A 17,749-nucleotide genomic window follows, 5' to 3' on the forward strand; every position below is an offset into this window, starting at 1 on the left:
CAATGACACCGGGGAGAAAGAATGTTGGTGTCATATACTTAGAATACTGTAAATTAGATACAAAAAACTGCTAGCTCAAAAGAACTCAAGACTCACACGGAACATTTGTTCCACATGCTTGATCGCATCGGCGGTTGCGAAAATGACCACACGATCTCTCGGTTTGATCCGAACATTACCATTTGGCTGAATGACTTGCCCATCACGATAAATCGCGCCGATTCTTAAGCCTTCCGGCAAATCGAGATCACGCAGAGGCGCTCCAACCAGCGATGATGTTTCAAGAGCTTCCGCCTCAATGATTTCCGCCATGTCGCGATAAACACTATAAACCGCGCGAATACGACCACGTCGCACATGCTGCAATATCTTGGAGACTGTCACGGCTTTGGGATTAATATAAGCGTCGATGCCCACCATATGGGTGAAATCTTGATAAGCCACCGTATTGATCAGCGCCATGTTCGCCTTGCAGCCAAGACGCTTCGCCATGATGCTCGACAGAATGTTGACCTGATCCTGATTGGTCAGCGCCACAAAGAGATCAGCATCTTCGATATCAGCTTCCTGTAGCAGTGCCTGATCGAGCGCACTGCCATGCAGAACCATTGTTCTGTTCAGCTGATCAGCAATCGCAAAAGCACGCTCATGCTCGCTTTCGATCATCTTGATCCGCGTTTGCCATTTGCGCTCTTCGATCGCCTTGGCGACATAAAGGCCGATATTGCCACCACCAGCAATGACAATGCGGTGCGCTTCAGGTTTCTCGTGACCGAACAATGAAAGTGTTCTGCGAACCTGTTCGCGGGCTGTTACCACATAGGCCAGATCACCAGCATGGAGCTGATCGGTCGAGCGTGGAATAAACAGGCTGCCATTGCGTACAACGCCCACGACAGTTGCCGCGAGATCGGGAAACAGGTCTGACAGCTGTTTAAGCGGCGTATTGATGACCGGACATTCTTCAAGACACTCAATCGCCAGGCCGATGATTTTATCGTCTGCAAATCTTAGAACGTCAGTGGCGCCCTGCAAGGCAATGCGCCGCAAAACGACTTCACCAACTTCAAGTTCAGGTGAAATAATCACATCGATGGGCAGGTTTTCACGCAGGAAAAGATCCTGATACTCAGCCTTGAGATAAGACTGCGCTCGAATACGAGCAATCTTGGTCGGCACATTGAAAACCGAGTGTGCTACCTGACAGGCCACCATATTGACCTCATCAGACAGCGTGACCGCAATGATCATATCGGCTTCGTTGGCACCTGCGGCAGCCAGCACATCGGGCTGCGAGCCGTGGCCCACAAATCCGCGCACATCCAGCGTATCGCGAACAATCTCGATATGTCGTGCAGACGTATCGATAACAGATACGTCATTTTCTTCCGCAGCGAGCCGTTCAGCTATTCCATAGCCTACCTGCCCTGCTCCGCATACGATTACCCGCATATCGTCCCGCCTGCTCTAACCTTGTTTGTCAGCTATACGCCGTCACTAAACGCCGAGTGATTTCAGTTTGCGATGCAAAGCCGAACGTTCCATACCGACAAATTCAGCAGTACGCGAGATATTGCCACCAAAACGGTTGATCTGCGCAATCAGATATTCCTTCTCGAAACGCTCACGCGCCTCACGCAAAGGCAATGCCATGATGTGCTGATCAGATTCAGTCGGTGCACGCGGCAGCGTGTCGCCAATTTCTGCTGGCAGAAGATCGGCTGTTACCGGTGCTTCCGGATCATCTCCGCGCGCCAGAATCATCACGCGTTCCACATTGTTGCGCAGCTGACGAATATTGCCGGGCCAACTATGGGACTGCAAAACCGCCATAGCATCAGAACCGATCTTGCGCGGCTTGATACCAGCCTGTTCGGCAATCTGCGTCATGAAGTAGTCGACCAGCGCTGGAATATCTTCACGCCGCGCCGCAAGGGCTGGCACATGGACCGGCACCACCGAAAGACGATGGAATAAATCTTCGCGGAACGTCCCTTCGGCAATCATACCTTCAAGGTTCTGTGCGGTTGAAGAGATGATACGAACGTCCACCTTCACACGCTTTGTTCCACCCACACGCTCAAATTGCTGGTCCACGAGCACGCGCAAAATCTTGTTCTGCGTCTCACGTGGCATATCTGCGACTTCATCGAGATAGAGAATGCCGCCATGCGCTTCTTCAAGCGCTCCAACCTTACGCTCGCCGCCATCCATTTCCGTGCCGAACAGTTCTATTTCCATACGTTCTGGCGTGATAGTGGCAGCATTGACCGTCACAAACGGTCCATTGGAACGGGTTGATTGCGCATGAATGGCGCGCGCGGCCAACTCCTTACCTGCGCCCGAAGGACCAGTGATCATGATACGGCTGTTGGTTGGCGCAACACGCTCGATTGTCTGACGAAGCTGATTGATCGCCAGCGAAGCGCCAATCAAATCCATATTGTCGCCACTGCGTTTACGAAGATTGGAAACTTCGCGCTTGAGCTTGGATGTTTCCAAAGCGCGTTCTGCAACCAGAATAAGCCGGTCGGCTTTGAACGGCTTCTCAATGAAATCATATGCTCCGCGACGAATCGCAGACACAGCCGTTTCGATGTTGCCGTGACCGGAAATCATAACAACTGGCAGTTCCGGATGTTGCTTCTTGATCTCGTCGAGCAATGCAAGCCCATCAAGACGGCTGCCCTGCAACCAGATATCAAGAAAAACCAGACGCGGCACACGATCGTCAATGGCTGCGAGTGCACTGTCAGCATCGAAAGCGGTGCGGGTTTCATAACCTTCGTCGCTCAGAATACCTGCAACGAGTTCACGAATGTCCGCTTCATCGTCGACTACAAGAATATCGGCTGCCATATCAATTCACCTGTCCAATTATCTTGTTTCCTTGATTTTCCTCTTCCTTACCGGCTTCACCGGCAGAAACCTCAGGAAAGATCATACGTATCATTGCACCACGTCCTCCGTGGAAGTCCGCTGGTGCATCATGCAGTTCCAAATGTCCGCCATGCTCTTCGACAATCTTGCGAACGATAGCGAGACCCAGCCCCGTGCCCTTTTCACGTGTCGTCATATAGGGCTCAAGCAGCTTCTGACGATCGTCGCCCGGCAGTCCCTTGCCGTTATCAATAACGTCGACGATGAGCTGCCCATCGAGTTTTTGCGAGCGAACCAGAATGTATCCATCTCCACGCTCTTCCTTGGAAACAGCATCAATCGCCTCGCTGGCATTCTTGATGACATTGCCAAAGGCCTGGCCAAGCAACCGGCTGTCGAACGAGCCTATCAGCTTCTCCGAACCGTATTCATGATTGAAATGAATGTCCTGTCGGCTGACTTCAATCAGGAAGGATGCTTCACGAAGCGCCTCACGCAAGTCCATTGCGCGCATTTCCGGCTTCGGCATACGAGCAAAAGCTGAGAACTCATCAACCATACGACCAATGTCGCCGACCTGCCGGATAATCGTTTCCGTACATTGATCGAAAACTTCACGATCTTCAGTAATCACCTTGCCATAGCGACGGCGAATACGTTCTGCTGAAAGCTGGATCGGGGTCAGCGGGTTCTTGATTTCATGTGCAATGCGTCGTGCAACATCTGCCCATGCAGAAGAACGCTGAGCCTGCACAAGATCGGTAATGTCATCGACAGTCACGACATAGGAATAATCGTCAGACTCGGCATCTTCGACGGTCACCTGCACATTGAAGTTACGGGCGGCACCCCCACGCGTCATGCTGACTTGTTCGCGATGCACTGTGCGTCCTGTCGTGCGTGCGACCTCGAAGGCCTGCCCGACTTCCGGCGCAATACTGCTGAGGCTCTTCCCGATAGCATCCTGCGAACTCACCCCGAACATATGTTCAGCGGAGCGATTGAGGATCGAAATAGAACCATCTGACTCAATACTGATAACGCCAGCAGTAACACCTGAAAGCACAGCTTCCGAGAATCGGCGCCGCTCATCGATCTGATCTTTTGCAGAAAGAAGTTCGTTACGCTGGCTCTTCAGCTCTGCGACCATGTTGTTGAATGTGCCCGAAAGTGCACCAACGTCACCGTCTGATGAACGAACCGGTACCAAAATGTCCAGATTACCCGCAGCCACATCGTCAGCTGCACCAATCAACAAGCGGATTGGACGAACAAGACGGTCAGCAACTGCAATACCAGTCCATATAGCCGATAGAAGAACAATCAGCGTCAAACCAAAATAGAGCAGCGCGAAAGCGATCTGGGTCGGAATTCGGTTGGCGTCCATCTCCTGATAGCGTTGCGTGTTCGCTTCCATCAGGCGCATGGCTTCCAGAATCTGCTGATCGACGGCACGCACCGTGTAGAGATAGAGATCCGGTATCTCTCGCATCTTTATGACAGCGCCAACGAAATTACTGTTGCCGGGCGGAATGATAACCGGCTTGCCATCAACAGCCGTCTTCAACGCATCTTCAGTTGGCGGTGGAAGGCGCGTCTCGACGCCGGTTTCGCTTTTTACGACGACATCGCCGCCTTCGCGCACCAGAAAAGCGCCTAGCAAACCGCGCCCGCCGGCCTGGAGCGTCATATAGCGGATGAAGCCGCCCCGATCGAGGCTATAAAGCGTGCGCTGGGCATCAAGCTCCTGCAACATCGAGAACGACGTGCTCTGCAGATTGAGCGCAGTTTCGCGAATATATGCAGTCGTCAGACTTTGCGACGAACTCACAATGTCGCGTGTGTTGGTATCAAACCAGCGATCAAGCCCGAGATTGAGCGTCACCGATGCAACGATTGCCACCACGATCGCAGGAACAGCAGCGATCAGCGAAAACAAAGCCACGATACGGACGTGAAGGCGTGAAGCCGCCTTCCCGGATCTGCGCGCTGTGACAATGCGGTAAATCTCGCGACAAATCAGCAATATAAGGAAGACGATCAAGGCCACATTGACGATAACCAGAGCCAGCGTCACATTGCGATCAGGTGTAATGGGCGTGATGCCAATAAGAATGGCAAAAGAAATCGACGCCGTTATCAGCGCCGAAACAACGGTGATAATACCGGGCAACGCAAGAAGCCTGCGTCCCTCACCCGCACGTGATGATCGCTCTTCCCCGTCCATATCCGTCGTCAGATTCGCTGTGTTCATGTTAACCATGTTACCCAATAGCGTTGCATCTATGCAACGCATTGTGGCGAAAATGCAACGATTGTTTACAGCTAAAATAAGACTTGTCGAAAGGGGGAGCAGATTTCAGGGCCGTTTCGGCGCGTATTGATGGTTTAGCCTTGTTTAGCGCCGCGATAGATGTTGACGCCAAGTTCTCTGATCTTCTTGCGCAAAGTGTTGCGGTTCAACCCAAGAATCTCAGCCGCTTTGATCTGATTGCCGCGCGTAGCCGTGAGACAAGCAAGGATAAGCGGGTATTCCAGTTCCGCCAGAACACGGTGGTACAAGCCAGGTGGTGGCAAATCAGAGCCAAAAGACGCGAAATAACGCTGCATATTGTGCTCAACCACCTGTGAGATGGTGATGTTTTCAATATCGCCCGACGTATTAGCTGGCACGTCAGGCTTTGAAAGCTCCGACTTCAGTTCAGCTTCGATAATCTCCGGAGAAATTTCTTCCTGCGGATAAAGTGCTGACAATCTACGTACAAGATTTTCAAGCTCACGCACGTTGCCTGGCCATTGGTAGCGACGCATCATGTCGAAACCGGCAGCGGTAATGCGTTTCTCCGGTAGCCCCTCTTCAGCAGCTCTCTTGAAGAAATGACGCACAAGATCAGGCACATCCTCGCTACGCTCACGCAGTGGTGGCAGGCGCAGAGGCACAACATTCAACCGGTAATAGAGATCTTCACGGAAAAGCCCCTGTGCGATGAGCTGGCGCAAATCCTTGTTGGTTGCAGCCACGATGCGCACATCAGTTTTGATGGGCGTGCGACCACCGACGGTCATGTATTCGCCCTGTTGCAGCACGCGTAACAAGCGTGTCTGCGCTTCCATCGGCATGTCACCGATTTCATCGAGAAAGAGGGTGCCGCCATTGGCCTGCTCAAAACGTCCGCTTGAACGATTTTGCGCGCCGGTAAAGGCTCCCTTTTCATGACCGAACAACTCGGACTCGATCAGATCACGCGGGATCGCAGCCATATTGATTGCGACAAACGGCCCTTTGCGACGGCGACCATACTCATGAAGTGCGCGCGCAACCAGCTCCTTACCGGTGCCCGACTCACCCGTGACCATCATGGTCAGATCGGTCTGCATCATACGGGCAAGCACACGGTAGATTTCCTGCATCGCAGGCGAACGGCCGACCAGCGGCATGTTTTCAGCCTGCTCATCAGGCATCGAAGCCGCAGGCTTATGCTTGGGCTCAGATAACGCACGACCGACAATATTGATAAGTTCTGTCAGATCGAAAGGCTTTGGCAAATATTCATAGGCACCCGCTTCCGAAGCACGGATCGCAGTCATGAATGTATTCTGCGCGCTCATCACAACAATAGGCAGATCAGGGCGCATTTTCTTGATGCGCGGCAGCAGATCAAACGCATTTTCATCCGGCATATTGACGTCTGTAATAACCAGATCACCATCGCCAGCAGCAACCCAACGCCAGAGCGATGCTGCATTGGAGGTCACCCGAACATCAAAACCTGCACGGGACAGCGCCTGATTAAGCACCGTACGAATTGCAGCATCGTCATCTGCAACGAGAATCGTACCTGTCGGACGTCCGGCAATCATGCGTTATCTCCTGTCTTTGCAGACACCTTCGGGCTCTTTGAACCCATGTTATCGGCTGAACTTTTCCATGCAGGCATCAGAATGCGGAAGGTCGTGCGGGATGGATGACTGTCGCACTCGATGATACCGCCATGATCACCAATAATCTTGGCAACGAGCGCCAGCCCAAGCCCCGAACCATTGGTCTTTGTGGTCACGAATGGATCAAACAGATGTGGCAACATATCTTCGGGCACGCCCGGGCCATTATCATGCACACAGAATTCAAGCGGCAAAGCCACGCGGTCACTTGCGCCTGGAACCTGCAAGCGAATGCCTGGTCGATAGGCCGTTGAAAGCGTAATTTCAGCACCTTCGCGATTACCGAGAGCTTCTGCCGCGTTCTTCACCAGATTGAGGAACACCTGAACCAGCTGATCCCGATTGGCAAAAACAGGTGGCAACGAAGGATCGTATTCTTCGACAAAACGGATATGTCGAGCGAACCCATTCCGTGCGATTGCCTTCACATGGTCGAGCACCGAGTAAATATTTACTGCACTGCGCTCAATTGGACGTTCATCAGAAAACACTTCCATGCGATCGACGAGTTTAACAATACGGTCGGTTTCATCGGTAATGAGCCGCGCAAGTGCGCGATCTTCATCCGTTACCACCTGTTCAAGCAATTGTGCCGCACCACGAATACCTGAAAGCGGATTTTTGATTTCATGCGCCAACATGGAAGCAAGTCCCGTTACAGAACGTGCAGCGCCACGATGCGTCATCTGGCGATCGATCTTCTCCGCCATGGTCTTTTCCTTAAACAGAATAACCACAGCGCCCGGCGTCTCGATCACAGGTGCCACGTAAAGATCAACAATGCGCTCAGCTCCCAGCTTGGGAGACGAGATATCGACGCGATATTCATTAACAGGCACCTGACTGGTACGAACCTGATCAACCAGAGCCAGCAAGGGGCTTCCAAACGGAAGAAAAGATTCGAGCCGGTTGCGCGCCAGAATGGAAGAACCGGAGCGGAAAAACTGCTCTGCATCCATATTCGCGTAGACAATGTGATTGTCGGTACTCACCATGATGACGGGCTGGTTGATCGCATCCAATATTATGCCCGGGATGCCACCCGTTTCGGCTCTTCCAACCATCATGCGACCTTTCGAATAGCGTCTGAGTGATTTCCATCACGCAGAAAAAGACGACCCAGCGCCGCGACAACCGCTTCAGGTTCGATGAGCGTCATGATTTCAGCCTTATCTGACGGCGAGAATGCTTCACCAGCATGGCGATCCAGATACCACCCGAGATGCTTTCTCGCATGGCGGATGCCAGTTTTGCTGCCATAATGGTCAAGCATATCTTCGTAATGCCTTATAATATAAGAAAGAACGTCTTTTTGAGAACGCGGTGCGAAATCACCGCCTGCGATCAAACCGGCCAGCCAAGGTTGGCCATAAGAAGCGCGACCAACCATCACTGCGTCAGCACCCGAACGGCGCAACAGCTCTTCAGCATCGGCGCGTGAAGACACGTCTCCGTTGGCAACCAATGGGATTTTTATCACGTCGCGTACAGCATGAATGGCATCCCAATCGGCAGTGCCTTCATAGAACTGACACCGTGTGCGACCATGAACCGTCACCATCGCAATGCCCGCATCTTCAGCACGCTTTGCCAATTCAGGCGCGTTGATGCTGTTCTCGTCCCAACCGAGACGCATTTTCAATGTAACGGGCACCTTGACGGCGTTAACTGTCGCCTCGACCAATGTTATAGCATGGTCAAGATCGCGCATCAGCGCGGAACCGGAATAACCGCCAGTCACCTTCTTGGCGGGACAGCCCATATTGATATCGATGATATCCGCGCCCTCACCCTCGGCGATCTTGGCGGCTTCGCCCATCCAGTGACCTTCACGCCCCGCGAGCTGCACAACATGCGTACCAAGCCCTTCACCGGACAGGCGCAGCATACTTTCCTTATGTCGATTGCAGAGTTCAGCGCTCGCAACCATCTCAGACACGACCATTCCAGCGCCAGCCTCAGCAGCACGTTTGCGAAATGGAAGATCGGAAACACCGGACATCGGCGCGAGAAACACGCGGTTTTGAAGTACCACGCCACGTATGTTCAGAGGTTGTGTGAGGAGAGTCACCAATAAATGCCCATTTGATGTGCATGATGCAATTAGCACACACTTTAATCATTCAATGCATTGAACGCAAGGAAAAGCGCATGCTCGTGATGATAAATGCATTGCCGTCTGGCAATTATTTGCGCAAGGCATTATTCGGCTTGCAGACGATTGTTTGAATAGATGAATCTTTTGGCAAAGGCGACCAACATTTCACGGGCAGCAGCAGTCATCGTAGCCGCGGGGCGTGGCGAACGAGCAGGACAAAGCACCGAAGGGCCGAAACAATATCGGCAGATCGGCGGCGAAGCTGTGCTCGCGCGTACACTACGGGCTTTTGCGCAATGCCCTGAGATTGATCAGATTGTCGTGGTTATTCACGCGGACGACACAACACTTTATACCACTGCTATTGCAGATCACGGCTCGAATATTCGCGTCGTAACCGGTGGTCCGACGCGGCAAGAATCCACACGGCTCGGTCTGCTGGCGCTCAACGAAGACGCTCCGCACTATGTGCTCATTCATGATGGCGTGCGCCCATTCATTGAGCAGGATCTTCTTACGCGGATATTCGACAATCTGACGCCAGAAGAAGGTGTGCTGCCTGCGCTTGCGGTATCCGACACATTGAAGCAATCTGCGAGTGATGGAACCGTCAAAACGACCATTCCGCGTGCTGGTCTTTTCGCAGCACAAACGCCGCAGGCATTTCCCTTCGCGCCGATCCTCGACGCGCATGAGAAAGCATTCATCAGCGGCCGCTCAGATTTTACCGACGATGCATCCATCGCGGAATCCTATGGGCTTTCAGTACGTATCATTGAAGGTTCCGCTGATAATACGAAATTAACATGGGCCAAAGACATCGAAATGGCCGACAAACGCTTGAGGCATGGCATGACTTCATTTCCAGATATCCGCACCGGCAATGGCTATGACGTTCACAGCTTTGAACCCGGCGATCATGTCACGCTCTGCGGCGTTGCTATTCCGCACAACAAGAAGCTTAACGGCCACTCTGATGCAGATGTAGCGCTGCATGCCTTAACCGATGCATTGCTGGCGACGCGTGGCGCAGGTGATATCGGCACACATTTCCCGCCTTCCGATCCGCAATGGAAAGGTGCCGCATCCCATATTTTCGTTGAACATGCGGTGAAAATCGTCCGCGAAGCAGGTGGACGCATTGCCAATGCGGATGTGACGATCATTGCCGAAGAACCCAAGATTGGGCCGCACCGTCCTGCCATGACAGAAGCCATGGCAAATATGCTTGGAATTTCACACGACCGTATTTCAGTCAAAGCCACCACCAACGAGAAAATGGGCTTCGTTGGCCGTGGCGAAGGTATCGCTGCTATTGTGACGGCAACAGTGATCTATCCGGGTGAGGTTCCGGCCCATGAGGTTCCGGCCCATGAGGTTCCTGAATGACACTGGTTGCAGAAACTCAGGCCATCGGCGTTCTCAATGCATGCCGCAAGCACGGCATCATGATTGCGACAGCAGAATCCTGCACAGGCGGACTTATTGCGGGCGCACTGACAGACATTGCCGGTTCGTCTGATGTGGTGGATCGGGGTTTCGTCACCTATTCCAATGAAGCCAAGAACGAAATGATCGGCGTTCCCATGGAACTGATCAATCGTGTCGGCGCTGTTTCAGAGGAAGTGGCCATTGCCATGGCTGAAGGCGCCCTCGCCCATTCGCGCGCAGGCATCAGTATCGCTGTCACAGGTATTGCCGGTCCCGGCGGTGGATCAGCTGAAAAGCCTGTCGGCCTTGTGCACATTGCAAGCGCCCGCAAAGGCCATGCAACTCTTCACAGAGAATGCCGCTTTGGTGAGAAATCACGCGAAGATATTCGCCACGAAACCGTGCTTGCTGCACTGGCTCTGGTTCTTGAAGCGCTTAATTCTTAAGCCCATAAATCTGATCAGCACGCTTCTCGAAGGCTTCCGAGAATTTGCGGAAAGCGAGATCAAACATCGATCCCATCAAAAGCCCAAGCGTGCGGCTCTTGAATTCATAATCGATGAAAAACTCGACATCACATTCAGAGCCATCGCCGACCGGCTTGAACGTCCAGCGATTATCGAGATAACGGAATGGGCCATCGACATATTTCACGTCGATGACATTCTCTTCCGGCTTTAAAAACACCTGACTGGTGAAAGTCTCGCGGATCAGCTTATAGCCCACCGTCATATCAGCAATGAGAAACGTTTTACCGTCTTTCACCTTGCGCGATCGGATCGACAAAGCTTCACACATGGGCAAAAACTGCGGATATTTTTCAACATCCGAAACCAGGGCAAACATCTGGTCTGCCCTGTGGTGAACGCGTCTGACATTCGTAAACTGCGGCATGCGATATTAAGCCTGTGCTGCGACCTGCGCTTCACGTGCAGCCTTTAGCTTCGCAAAATCATCGCCAGCATGGTGCGATGAGCGTGTCAGCGGGCTGGACGCAACAAGCAGGAAGCCCTTGGTACGACCAATCGTCTCGAAAGACTTGAATTCGTCCGGCGTCACAAAACGGATAACCGGATGGTGCTTACGGGTTGGCTGGAGATACTGGCCAATCGTCATGAAATCCACGTCAGCTGAGCGAAGATCGTCCATCAGCTGCAGGATTTCGTTCCGCTCTTCGCCAAGGCCAACCATGATGCCGGATTTGGTAAAGATCGTTGGGTCGAGTTCCTTCACACGCTGCAACAGACGGATAGAGTGGAAATAACGTGCACCCGGTCGAACCTTGAGATACCTGGAAGGGACAGTTTCCAGATTATGATTAAATACGTCAGGGCGTGCCTTGACCACGATCTCAAGCGCGCCTTCCTTACGCAGAAAGTCTGGCGTCAGAATTTCGATCGTCGTCTTTGGTGTTGCCTCACGGATCGCGCGAATAACGTCGGCAAAATGCTGCGCGCCACCATCTGCCAGATCGTCACGATCAACCGAAGTGATAACAACGTGAGTCAGACCCATCTGCTTGACGGCACGACCAACATTCTCGGGCTCATTTGGATCGAGAGCCTTTGGAATACCGGTCGACACATTACAGAAAGCACAGGCACGGGTGCAGATTTCACCCATGATCATGAAGGTTGCGTGCTTCTTTTCCCAGCACTCGCCAATGTTCGGGCAACCAGCCTCTTCACAAACCGTGACAAGCTTGTTGGAGCGGACGATTTCACGCGTTTCATTGTAGCCGCGCGAAACAGGAGCCTTGACGCGAATCCAGTCCGGCTTCTTCAGAACTTCATTGTCCGGACGGTGAGCCTTTTCAGGGTGCCGCTGACGTCTCTGGTTCACTGTGTCGAGAACTGTAACCATGCTGTTTCCTGCCTATCTGGAACAAAATGCCTGCCGGCCTGTGCTCCAACAATGGGTAGACCCCTGAATATGGCTTGCCCTAACAATTTGAAGCACTGCTATGCAATGCCCAAAACTGCGGCTTACCGTCTCGCTGCAATCCCAATCGCTCTAAAAACCAGAGCCCATATGAAACCGAATATAAGGCCGCCAAAGCCAAGTGCCAAGGTCAGTGTCCAAACACCGTACCAGCCAGCAATCGCCATTCCATTGATCGATATGGTGTTTCCGCCGATCAGACTGAAGCTTCCTGCGAGAAAACCCAGCGCAAGACCGCCTGCAGTACACCATTTGATCATGGGCCAGGCGGCACGCCGCCAAGGCCCTCCATTATCGATCAGTGGAATGTGCCTACTCCTGTTTAGAGCATTTCCAGTTACATGTTCAGCGCGCGACCATAGGCATCCAGTACACTTTCCTTCATCGTCTCAGAAATTGTTGGATGCGGGAAGACCGAATGCATCAGCTCTTCTTCGGTGGTTTCGAGGTTCATTGCCACAACGAAGCCCTGAATAAGCTCCGTTACTTCTGCACCAACCAGATGTGCACCCAGCAGCTGTCCGGTCTTTTTGTCGAAAATTGTCTTAACCAGACCCTGATCTTCGCCAAGCGCGATTGCCTTGCCGTTGGCGACAAACGGGAAACGACCGACACGAATATCGCGACCCAGCTCTTTCGCCTTGGCTTCAGTGATGCCAACAGAAGCTACCTGCGGATTACAATAGGTGCAGCCCGGGATCATATTGCGGTCTAGCGGATGAACATTCGGCAAACCGGCAATCTTCTCGACGCAGATAACCGCTTCATGCTCAGCCTTGTGAGCCAGCATTGGTGGACCTGCGACGTCGCCGATCGCATAAATGCCGTCAACATTGGTCTTGCAATAAGCATCGATGGCGATGCAACCGCGATCTGTCTTGATGCCGAGCGCTTCAAGGCCGATATTCTCGATGTTGCCCTGAACGCCGACTGCCGAGATCATGCGATCAACGGTAAGCGTCTGAACCTTGCCGTCTTTGGTTTCGATATGGGCGGTCACATTATTTGCGCCCTTCTCCACCTTGGAAACCTTGGCTTCGGTAATGATCTTGAGGCCACGCTTTTCAAGCTGCTTACGCGCGAAAGTCGAGATTTCTGCATCTTCAACCGGCATAATATTCGACATCAGTTCTACAACGGTAACGTCAACGCCCATGTCATTGTAGAACGAGGCGAATTCGATACCGATTGCGCCAGACCCCATGACCAGCATGGTCTTAGGCAGTTCTTGTGGAACCATGGCTTCAAAATATGTCCAGATCAATTTGCCATCTGGCTCGATACCTGGAAGCGCACGTGGGCGTGCACCAGTGGCAACGATGATGTTCTTAGCCTTATAAGTACCCTCACCCAGCGTATTCTTCGGCAACGGTGCCTGTGGCTGCATTGGGGCCTTGGAAGTCTTGGAAACGACGATTTCACCCGGCTTGACGAGCTTAGCTTCGCCCCAGATTACATCGATCTTGTTCTTCTTCATGAGGAAACCAACGCCGCCGTTCATGCGTTCCGCGATACCGCGCGAGCGGGAAACGACGGCCTTAATGTCGGCTGTGATCGAGCCTTCAAGCTTCAGGCCATAGTTTTTGGCATGATCAGCAAGGTGCTTTACTTCAGCCGAGCGCAGCAACGCCTTTGTTGGAATACAACCCCAGTTGGAGCAAATACCAGCCAGATGTTCGCGCTCCACAACAGCCGTCTTGAGCCCAAGCTGTGCTGCACGAATAGCTGCTACATAGCCTCCAGGACCCGATCCGATAACAATAACGTCGTAACTGTTGGACAAGCTCATTCTCCTCGAGTGGTCTTTATGCCGGATCACCGACATATATTTCACTGTTCAAAAAGCCGAAATTATCGGCCCGATAATTTACAGACCAAGCACTGCACGAACAACGGGCTCCAGCCCTTGTCCGATTGCCCGGGTATTTTCTCTATCCAGATGCACACCATCAAGCGAAGTCGTCTTCGCGACAGCAGATGCATCAAAAAATGCGCACTTCATCTCATCAGCGAGTTTGGAAAGTAACTGACCCAACTTTACTGATTCAACGATGCCACCTGAGAACATCGCAGCAAACGCCGGATCAGCGCTCTCGCTGATATGTGGTGGCGCTACAATAAGGATTTCAGGGACTCTAGAACCTTCGCCATAAGGGTGTGAACGAATGATCTGGATCAATCTGCGCATACCGGAATGGCTGGAAAATGCGTCACCCACGACCTGCGGCTTCATATCATTGCTACCAAGCAAAATAATAACCAGATCAAGCGGGGAATGTGTGCCGAGCAAAGTCGGCAGAATACGAGCACCGTTGCGATCTTCCGCTGCCGTATAGTCATCAAAGGCAGTCGTGCGACCGTTCAGCCCTTCGGCAATAACGTTGGCCTGCGAACCGAGTGCGTTCTGCAAAACAGAGGGCCAGCGGTCTTCCAATACAAGACGCGAGCCATTTGGAGCCTGATAACCCCAAGTTAGTGAATCACCAAAACATAAAACAGATTTCATACGTTATGGCTCCGCGGAAAATAGACCTGATCAATAAACTGAAAAACTAAACAAAAAAAAGCAAACCCAAGCCACGCAAGCAACCTGGGCATCAGTATATCGTTCCTGACAGCAGAGAAACCGCCAAGGCTTTTCCCGATAGTAGAGGCAACGAAAAGCCTTGGCGTTAATGTCATATTACACCAGCATACCCATCGGGTTTTCGATGTGACGCTTGAAGGCCTGTGCAAGTTCGGCAGCAAGAGCGCCGTCGACTGCACGATGATCGGTGGAAAGCGTTACGGACATGACAGTCGCAACCTTGATTTCACCGTTCTTGACCACTGCGCGCTGTTCGCCCGCACCGATTGCGAAAATCGTCGCATGCGGTGGGTTGATGATCGCAGCAAAGTCCTTGACGCCAAACATGCCGAGGTTGGACACGGAGGTCGAACCACCCTGATATTCATCAGGCTTAAGCTTGCGATCACGCGCGCGCTTGGCAAGATCCTTCATCTCGTTGGAGATGGCGGACAGCGTCTTCGATTCTGACTGACGCACGATAGGCGTAATCAGACCACCCGGAATGGAGACAGCAACGCCGACATCCGCACGCTTGTGCTTGATCATGCCGCCTTCAGTCCAGGAGACGTTGGCTTCAGGAATATCACGCAGTGCAAGAGCAACAGCTTTGATCACCAGATCGTTGACAGAAAGCTTGTAGGCCGGAACCTCGCCCTTCTCCGTCTTGATCAGCGGTGCAGCTGAATTGATCTGCGAACGCAGAGCCAACAGCGCATCCAGTTCGCAATCGATCGTCAGATAGAAATGCGGAACAGTCTGCTTCGATTCCACCAGACGGCGGGCAATCGTCTTGCGCATGCCGTCGTGTGGAACGATTTCGTATGTGCCTTCTTCAAAGAGCTTGAGGATGGCGTCATCCGACTGTGGCTTCGGAGCTGATGCGGCGGCCTGTGGCGCAGCCGATGCAGCTTTCGCACCGCCCGACTTGATTGCAGCTTCTACGTCACGCTGAACGACACGGCCATGCGGGCCCGTGCCTTCTACAGCAGCAACATCGACGCCTGCGTCCTTAGCGATGCGGCGAGCAAGTGGCGATGCAAAGACGCGTTCGCCCTTGTTTTCGGTACTCTTGTTTGCAGCAGGAGCAGCCGCTGGCTGTTCAGCCTTTGCAGGAGCCGGGGTTGCTGCAGCAGGTGCAGCTTCCTTCTTTTGCTCTTCCTTAGCTGCTTCTGCCTTTGGTGCAGGAGCAGCATCGCCGCCACCTGCTGTAATTTTGGCAGCTTCAGCAACATCCTCGCCGTCTTCGGCGAGGATTGCGATCAACGCGTTGACCTTGACGCCTTCGGTTCCGGCAGGAACCACCAGCTTGGCAACAACGCCTTCATCGACAGCTTCGACTTCCATCGTTGCTTTATCGGTTTCGATCTCGGCAATCACATCGCCGGATGTAACCTTATCGCCTTCCTTGACCAGCCACTTTGAAAGATTGCCTTCTTCCATCGTTGGCGAAAGTGCTGGCATGGTGATCTTAATCGGCATGTCCAGTACCTCCTCAGGCGGTGTAGGTTACGGCTTTCACCGCTTCTACCACTTCTGCAACAGTCGGCAGAGCCAACTTTTCAAGATTTGCCGCATATGGCATCGGCACATCCTTGCCAGCAATCGTCAGGATCGGCGCATCGAGGTAATCGAACGCCTGCTGCATGACGCGGGTAGCAATTTCAGTACCAACGGACGACTGCGGATAGCCTTCTTCCACGGTCACGAGACGGCCGGTCTTCTTGACCGATTCGACAACCGTTGGAATGTCCATTGGACGGATGGTGCGAAGGTCGATGATTTCCACATCGATACCAAGGCCAGCAAGTTCTTCCGCAGCCTTGACCGCATAGGTCATGCCGATACCGAACGAAACGATGGTAGCGTCTTTGCCTTGCTTATGAATGCGGGCCTTACCGATCGGCAGAACGAAATCGTCCAGCTTCGGTACATCAAAATGATGACCGTAAAGGATTTCGTTTTCGAGGAAGATCACCGGATTTGGATCACGGATAGCAGCCTTGAGCAGCCCCTTGGCGTCAGCAGCCGTGTAAGGCATGACAACCTTAAGACCCGGAATCTGGCTGTACCATGCAGCATAGCACTGCGAATGCTGGGCAGCAACGCGGGCAGCGGCACCCGAAGGACCGCGGAACACCATAGGCGCGCCCATCTGACCACCAGACATATAGAGTGTCTTGGCTGCCGAATTGATGATCTGGTCAATCGCCTGCATGGCGAAGTTGAAGGTCATGAATTCAACGATTGGCTTCAGACCAGCCATAGCTGCGCCAACGCCAACACCAGCAAAGCCGTGTTCGGTGATTGGTGTATCAACAACGCGGCGCGGGCCGAACTCGTCGAGAAGCCCCTGCGTGATCTTGTAAGCGCCCTGATACTCGGCAACTTCTTCACCCATGACGAAGACGTTGTCGTCGCGGCGCATTTCTTCGGCCATGGCATCGCGCAGTGCTTCACGCACAGTTGTCGAAACCATTTCCGTACCGGCTGGAATATCAGGATCGGCAGCAACTTCGACCTTAGGAGCAGCTGGAACGCTGGCTGCCTTCTTTTCTTCGGCCTTAGGCTCTTCCCTGGCTTCTTCCTTCGGTGCTTCTGCTTTAGCAGCAGGTGCAGAACCGATGTCCGATGCGCTTTCACCCTCTCCAAGAAGAACTGCGATTGGCGTATTGACCTTCACGCCTTCTGAGCCTTCTTCGATGAGAATTTTGCCGATTGTGCCTTCATCAACGGCTTCAACTTCCATCGTCGCCTTATCGGTTTCGATTTCCGCGATCACGTCACCAGACGTAACCTTGTCGCCTTCTTTTTTAAGCCACTTGGAAAGTTTGCCCTCTTCCATCGTAGGAGAAAGGGCAGGCATGAGAATTTCTACGGGCATGACAACA

Annotated in this window: 15 protein-coding genes; 2 read left to right on the top strand and 13 right to left on the bottom strand. The window is 52.8% G+C overall.

The window, feature by feature from the left end:
* Window positions 1-75: 75 nt before the first annotated feature.
* The 6 genes from trkA to dusB form a co-directional block, all read right to left on the bottom strand.
* Window positions 76-1,452: a Trk system potassium transporter TrkA gene (trkA, locus tag CEV32_RS12020; RefSeq protein ID WP_094577340.1), complete on the bottom strand. Its 1,377-nt coding sequence runs from the start codon at window positions 1,450-1,452 to the stop codon at window positions 76-78.
* Window positions 1,453-1,497: 45 nt separating this feature from the next.
* The gene (ntrX, locus tag CEV32_RS12025) at window positions 1,498-2,859 is read right to left on the bottom strand and encodes a nitrogen assimilation response regulator NtrX (RefSeq protein WP_094577341.1); all 1,362 of its coding nucleotides are present in this window, start codon (window positions 2,857-2,859) and stop codon (window positions 1,498-1,500) included.
* A gap of 1 nt (window position 2,860) precedes the next feature.
* Complete coding sequence (locus tag CEV32_RS12030; protein WP_094577342.1) at window positions 2,861-5,176, bottom strand: sensor histidine kinase NtrY-like; 2,316 nt, start codon at window positions 5,174-5,176, stop codon at window positions 2,861-2,863.
* A 92-nt stretch (window positions 5,177-5,268) separates the two neighbouring features.
* The gene (gene ntrC / locus CEV32_RS12035) at window positions 5,269-6,741 is read right to left on the bottom strand and encodes a nitrogen regulation protein NR(I) (RefSeq protein ID WP_094577343.1); all 1,473 of its coding nucleotides are present in this window, start codon (window positions 6,739-6,741) and stop codon (window positions 5,269-5,271) included.
* Window positions 6,738-7,886, bottom strand: coding sequence for a two-component system sensor histidine kinase NtrB (locus CEV32_RS12040; RefSeq protein WP_094577489.1), 1,149 nt, complete (start codon window positions 7,884-7,886; stop codon window positions 6,738-6,740). The genes ntrC and CEV32_RS12040 overlap by 4 nt, the downstream gene beginning before the upstream one ends.
* A complete protein-coding gene (dusB, locus tag CEV32_RS12045) occupies window positions 7,886-8,893 on the bottom strand; it encodes a tRNA dihydrouridine synthase DusB (protein WP_208620844.1) in 1,008 nt (335 codons plus the stop codon). The genes CEV32_RS12040 and dusB overlap by 1 nt, the downstream gene beginning before the upstream one ends.
* Window positions 8,894-9,055: 162 nt before the next feature.
* Between dusB and CEV32_RS12050 the strand changes: the two genes are divergently transcribed.
* Both CEV32_RS12050 and CEV32_RS12055 read left to right on the top strand, forming a co-directional pair.
* Window positions 9,056-10,309, top strand: a complete 1,254-nt coding sequence (locus tag CEV32_RS12050) for a bifunctional 2-C-methyl-D-erythritol 4-phosphate cytidylyltransferase/2-C-methyl-D-erythritol 2,4-cyclodiphosphate synthase (RefSeq protein WP_094577345.1) — start codon at window positions 9,056-9,058, stop codon at window positions 10,307-10,309.
* Complete coding sequence (locus tag CEV32_RS12055; RefSeq protein WP_094577346.1) at window positions 10,306-10,797, top strand: CinA family protein; 492 nt, start codon at window positions 10,306-10,308, stop codon at window positions 10,795-10,797. The genes CEV32_RS12050 and CEV32_RS12055 overlap by 4 nt, the downstream gene beginning before the upstream one ends.
* Here CEV32_RS12055 and CEV32_RS12060 read toward each other — a convergent pair.
* The 7 genes from CEV32_RS12060 to CEV32_RS12090 form a co-directional block, all read right to left on the bottom strand.
* Window positions 10,787-11,245 (bottom strand): type II toxin-antitoxin system RatA family toxin, encoded by a 459-nt coding sequence (locus CEV32_RS12060; protein ID WP_094577347.1) that lies wholly within the window; start codon window positions 11,243-11,245, stop codon window positions 10,787-10,789. The genes CEV32_RS12055 and CEV32_RS12060 overlap by 11 nt on opposite strands.
* A gap of 6 nt (window positions 11,246-11,251) precedes the next feature.
* On the bottom strand, window positions 11,252-12,214 hold the full coding sequence (lipA, locus tag CEV32_RS12065; RefSeq protein ID WP_094577348.1) for a lipoyl synthase: 963 nt from the start codon (window positions 12,212-12,214) through the stop codon (window positions 11,252-11,254).
* A gap of 122 nt (window positions 12,215-12,336) precedes the next feature.
* Complete coding sequence (locus tag CEV32_RS12070; RefSeq protein ID WP_094577349.1) at window positions 12,337-12,552, bottom strand: hypothetical protein; 216 nt, start codon at window positions 12,550-12,552, stop codon at window positions 12,337-12,339.
* A gap of 77 nt (window positions 12,553-12,629) precedes the next feature.
* The gene (lpdA, locus tag CEV32_RS12075) at window positions 12,630-14,075 is read right to left on the bottom strand and encodes a dihydrolipoyl dehydrogenase (RefSeq protein ID WP_094577350.1); all 1,446 of its coding nucleotides are present in this window, start codon (window positions 14,073-14,075) and stop codon (window positions 12,630-12,632) included.
* 84 nt (window positions 14,076-14,159) lie between these two features.
* Window positions 14,160-14,798, bottom strand: a complete 639-nt coding sequence (locus tag CEV32_RS12080; RefSeq protein WP_094577351.1) for an SGNH/GDSL hydrolase family protein — start codon at window positions 14,796-14,798, stop codon at window positions 14,160-14,162.
* 177 nt (window positions 14,799-14,975) lie between these two features.
* Entirely contained in the window at window positions 14,976-16,340 is a 1,365-nt protein-coding gene (locus tag CEV32_RS12085) for a pyruvate dehydrogenase complex dihydrolipoamide acetyltransferase (protein WP_094577352.1), read from the bottom strand.
* Between the two features lie 13 nt (window positions 16,341-16,353).
* A complete protein-coding gene (locus CEV32_RS12090; protein WP_094577353.1) occupies window positions 16,354-17,742 on the bottom strand; it encodes a pyruvate dehydrogenase complex E1 component subunit beta in 1,389 nt (462 codons plus the stop codon).
* Between the last annotated feature and the right edge of the window lie 7 nt (window positions 17,743-17,749).

The sequence above is a fragment of the Brucella rhizosphaerae genome, assembly GCF_002252475.1.
GTDB lineage: Bacteria > Pseudomonadota > Alphaproteobacteria > Rhizobiales > Rhizobiaceae > Brucella > Brucella rhizosphaerae.

Coding starts and splice junctions, on each gene's coding strand:
- trkA (WP_094577340.1), bottom strand. CDS start 1,452: ATGCGGGTAATCGTATGCGGAGCAGGGCAGGTAGGCTATGGAATAGCT.
- ntrX (WP_094577341.1), bottom strand. CDS start 2,859: ATGGCAGCCGATATTCTTGTAGTCGACGATGAAGCGGACATTCGTGAA.
- CEV32_RS12030 (WP_094577342.1), bottom strand. CDS start 5,176: ATGCGTTGCATAGATGCAACGCTATTGGGTAACATGGTTAACATGAAC.
- ntrC (WP_094577343.1), bottom strand. CDS start 6,741: ATGATTGCCGGACGTCCGACAGGTACGATTCTCGTTGCAGATGACGAT.
- CEV32_RS12040 (WP_094577489.1), bottom strand. CDS start 7,886: ATGGTTGGAAGAGCCGAAACGGGTGGCATCCCGGGCATAATATTGGAT.
- CEV32_RS12050 (WP_094577345.1), top strand. CDS start 9,056: ATGAATCTTTTGGCAAAGGCGACCAACATTTCACGGGCAGCAGCAGTC.
- CEV32_RS12055 (WP_094577346.1), top strand. CDS start 10,306: ATGACACTGGTTGCAGAAACTCAGGCCATCGGCGTTCTCAATGCATGC.
- CEV32_RS12060 (WP_094577347.1), bottom strand. CDS start 11,245: ATGCCGCAGTTTACGAATGTCAGACGCGTTCACCACAGGGCAGACCAG.
- lipA (WP_094577348.1), bottom strand. CDS start 12,214: ATGGTTACAGTTCTCGACACAGTGAACCAGAGACGTCAGCGGCACCCT.
- CEV32_RS12070 (WP_094577349.1), bottom strand. CDS start 12,552: ATGATCAAATGGTGTACTGCAGGCGGTCTTGCGCTGGGTTTTCTCGCA.
- CEV32_RS12080 (WP_094577351.1), bottom strand. CDS start 14,798: ATGAAATCTGTTTTATGTTTTGGTGATTCACTAACTTGGGGTTATCAG.
- CEV32_RS12085 (WP_094577352.1), bottom strand. CDS start 16,340: ATGCCGATTAAGATCACCATGCCAGCACTTTCGCCAACGATGGAAGAA.
- CEV32_RS12090 (WP_094577353.1), bottom strand. CDS start 17,742: ATGCCCGTAGAAATTCTCATGCCTGCCCTTTCTCCTACGATGGAAGAG.